The 1,194-nt window shown below is 51.1% G+C and carries 1 protein-coding gene; it reads right to left on the bottom strand.

The genetic code is table 11. The features are described from left to right. Positions 1-7: 7 nt before the first annotated feature. Positions 8-1,171, bottom strand: coding sequence for an IS30 family transposase (locus M1L23_RS12815; protein ID WP_252627837.1), 1,164 nt, complete (start codon positions 1,169-1,171; stop codon positions 8-10). Positions 1,172-1,194: the final 23 nt, after the last annotated feature.

Here is a 1,194-nt window from a genome sequence, read left to right as displayed (position 1 = left end):
GGTGGGTTCAACCGGTCAGTGCAACTATCTCGTTTAGCCTCTCAGCTGGCGTTAAATATTGCAATGTTTTTCTTGGTCGTTGATTCAGGCGTAAGGCAACCACATTAAGCTGCTCTTGAGTCCACCCGGATAAGTCTGTGCCTTTGGGAAAATACTGCCGCAGCAGTCGATTTGTATTTTCATTGCTCCCCCTCTGCCAAGGGCTCTGAGGGTCGCAAAAGTAAACCTGGACATCAGTCGCAACAGTGAATTTCTTATGAGCGCCAAGCTCGCCGCCCCGGTCCCAGGTCAAGGTCTTCTTCAGAGATTCAGGCAGTTTGTTAACCTCTCTGATAAGCGCAGACACAACGCTCTCGGTATCTTTTCCGTTGACCTGTACCAGCATTGTAAAGCGGGACTGACGCTCCACCAAGGTAGCAATGTGCGAGTTCTTGGAGCCAGTGATCAAGTCACCTTCCCAGTGACCAGGTACTGCTCGATCCTCCACTTCTGGGGGGCGTTCACGAATAGAAACTGCATCCACAATACTTGTCTTGGGCTCAGGGTTATCCGTAGTCGAATGTTTTGATCTACGCATACCGCGCCGAGATCGCAGGTGCTTTACCAGCTCTTTTTTCAGTACGCCGCGAGACTGAATAAACAGGCTGCGATAAATTGTTTCGTGGGATATCTGCATGGCTGGCTCACTCGGAAATTGGCGCTGAAGCCAGCCTGATATTTGCTCAGGAGACCAGTCTAGCTGAAGTTTCTGCGCTACAACTCGCTGCAATGCTTGGTTGGCAGCAAGCAAGCACTGCTTGGGCCGTTTTGCCTGATCCCATGCTCTTTTGTCAGCTATGTTCGCACGGTATGCTGTGCGGCCACCATTACGATTAACTTCACGGCTAACTGTCGAAACTGAGCGGTCAATCAGTCTGGCTATGCTACGCACTGAAAGCCCAACACATAGGCCACGCGAAATCTCCTCTCGCTCCGACAAAGATAGAGCAAGGCGCGATCTGGTTCGATATGGAGGGGAAATACCGCCATGAATCGCTAACACGCCACTGATGGAGCCTGCGTGCTTACCTAGCGCTCGACCTATCTCACTGAGAGACTGTCCTTTTCGCCATCTATGCCAAAGCTCTCGTTTTTGCGAAGCTGAAAGCCCGCGCTCCTTCATCGTTGCCATTAGTAAGTATCCAATTCGTTGAC

The organism is Aliidiomarina quisquiliarum (genome assembly GCF_023922585.1).
GTDB classification, from domain to species: domain Bacteria; phylum Pseudomonadota; class Gammaproteobacteria; order Enterobacterales; family Alteromonadaceae; genus Aliidiomarina; species Aliidiomarina quisquiliarum.
The sequence above is the reverse complement of the archived record's forward strand: the minus strand, read 5'-3'. Positions and strand labels throughout refer to the sequence as shown.

Bases quoted from the DNA above. Each gene is read 5' to 3' on its own strand.
- M1L23_RS12815 (WP_252627837.1), bottom strand. From the start codon at position 1,171: ATGGCAACGATGAAGGAGCGCGGGCTTTCAGCTTCGCAAAAACGAGAG.